This is a genomic window from Frankia sp. AgKG'84/4 (assembly GCF_023242965.2).
Taxonomy (GTDB): domain Bacteria; phylum Actinomycetota; class Actinomycetes; order Frankiales; family Frankiaceae; genus Frankia.
In genome coordinates this window covers 1-2,040 of record NZ_JALKFU020000961.1, presented here as the reverse complement: position 1 = coordinate 2,040, position 2,040 = coordinate 1, and the positions used below count along the sequence as shown (strand labels likewise).

Genomic DNA, 2,040 nt, shown 5'->3' with positions numbered 1-2,040 from the left:
CGGCGACGCGCCCGCCGGCCCGGCGGCGGCCGGCTGGGACGCCGCCGGTGAACCGGTGACCGGGGAACCAGTCGACGGGGACTCCGCTACCAGGGTCCCGATTGCCAGGGACCCGGCGGCCAGAGTCCCGGTTGCCTGGGTCTGGGCGGAAGCCGTCGCGCCCGACGGGGAGGTTGTCGGCGAGGTGCCGACGGTCGGGGTGACCTGCGGGGTCTGCCCTGGGACGACGAGCGGCGCCGGCGTGCTGGGGTCCGGTGTGGACCCGTCGCCCATCGTGGTGGCGAAGAAGGTGCGCACGGCGTCCGGGTCGTACAGGAAGTAGAACGCCGGGTGGGCGACCTGGCCGGTGACGGGCACCGTCGCGAAGCTCACCGAGCCGGCGTCGATGCCGCGCAGCCGGTCGGCGAGGCGGCGCAGGTCAGCGAGGTTCGTGCCGTTGTCGAGGACGGTCGACCGGGTGAGGGCGCTCAGGAACGCGCTGAGCTTCGCCGGACGCAGCAGTACGTCGCTGGAGGCCACCTTGCGGAAGACGGCCGCGAGGAACGCCTGCTGGCGGTGGATACGGGACAGGTCGCCGTCGAGGAATCCGTGGCGCTGCCGGACGAACGCGAGGGCCTGCGCGCCGAGGAGATGGTTCACCCCGACCTGGCCGACGAACCCGGAACTGGGGTCGTTCAGGTTCGTGGAACGCACCCGCCGCCCGTTTTCGAGGGTGAGGGACTCGACATCGGGCGAAGCGGTCAGGCACACGTCGACCCCGCCGATCGCGGTGGTCATCGCCTGGAAGCCACCGAAGTCGACCTCGGCGTAGTGGTCGATCCGGATGCCGGTGAGCTGCTCCAGGGTGGCGACCAGCAGAGCCGGACCGCCGCTGTTGAAGGCGCTGTTCACCCGGTCGTGACGCTCGCGGTGCCGGGTGCCGTCGGCGTCGGTGTACGCCGGGATCGGCAGGTAGAGATCGCGCGGGATCGACACGATGGAGGTCCGGCCGTCGCTGTCCAGATGGGCGATCATCATCGTGTCCGACCGTGCGCCGCCGACCTTCGCCGCGTCCGTACCGGTCCGCACGTCCGAGCCGACGAGCAGCCAGTTCTCCGTGCCCGCGGGCACCGTCGGCGGCCGGGACGCCTCCACCCGGGGCAGGCCGATGTCGGCACGATCGATCTTGCGGTCGTAGACGGTCAGCGTGATCCAGCCGGCCACCGTCGACGCGAGGATCGCGACGCTCAGCACGCCGGCGAGCAGAAGAACGATCCGGTATCGCAGGCCGCGGCGCCCCGGCGGCGCCGGGGTGTCGCCGATCAGCGCCCGTAGCGGATCCGCCGCCTCCACCGCGGACGCCGCGCCTGAGGTCACGGCGCTCGCGGCGGCCACCGTGGCCATGGCTGTCGCGGCGGTCCGCTCGGCGGAGTCCGGGGCGTCGGCGTGCGGGGCATCGGCGTGCGGGGCATCGGCGTGCGGGGCGTCGGCGTGCGGGGCGTCGGGCAACGCGTCCCCGGACATCGTCGCGGGCTCGTCGATCGGTTCGCGGCCGTCCGGGCGACCCCCGGCGCGCCCCGGCCTCACCCGTCAGCCCGGCAATACGCGTCGTTCGCGCGGACCCCGAACAGCACGGATGGAAGAGGTGGCGCGACGCTGTTCACCTGTCACCCCTTCCCCACACGGATACGACCTAATAGCCGGATAGGCCCACTACCATAAGCAGGCTCTCCGAAACCTTGGCGATGTGGACCTCGTCTGTGATGACGACCGCTTTTACCAGGTGAAATAGGCACCAGCCGCAGCCTGTCGACCACTCGGGCGACACCCGCTTCGACGCGGCGCGACCTCGGCATCTCATCCTGACAGACCAGGACATTTAGTCGAAAATATGCCGATGTCGTCGTCGGACGGTGAAACGCGCCTTCCACCGCGTCCGGATCATCGTTCGTCCGGTGAGCGCGGCGCGGCGGGCAGAGCGCCGCCGACGGCAGAACGCCGTCCCGGCCATCGGCCCGACCGCCCGGCGAGGCGGCGGCAGCCGCGCGGCGGGGTCAGGCC

1 protein-coding gene is annotated in these 2,040 nt (G+C 72.0%); it reads right to left on the bottom strand.

The window, feature by feature from the left end; all coding sequences use genetic code 11:
- A partial coding sequence (locus tag MXD58_RS26360) for an LCP family protein (RefSeq protein ID WP_250610470.1) occupies window positions 1–1,503 on the bottom strand: 1,503 nt, incomplete at its 3' end.
- Window positions 1,504–2,040: the final 537 nt, after the last annotated feature.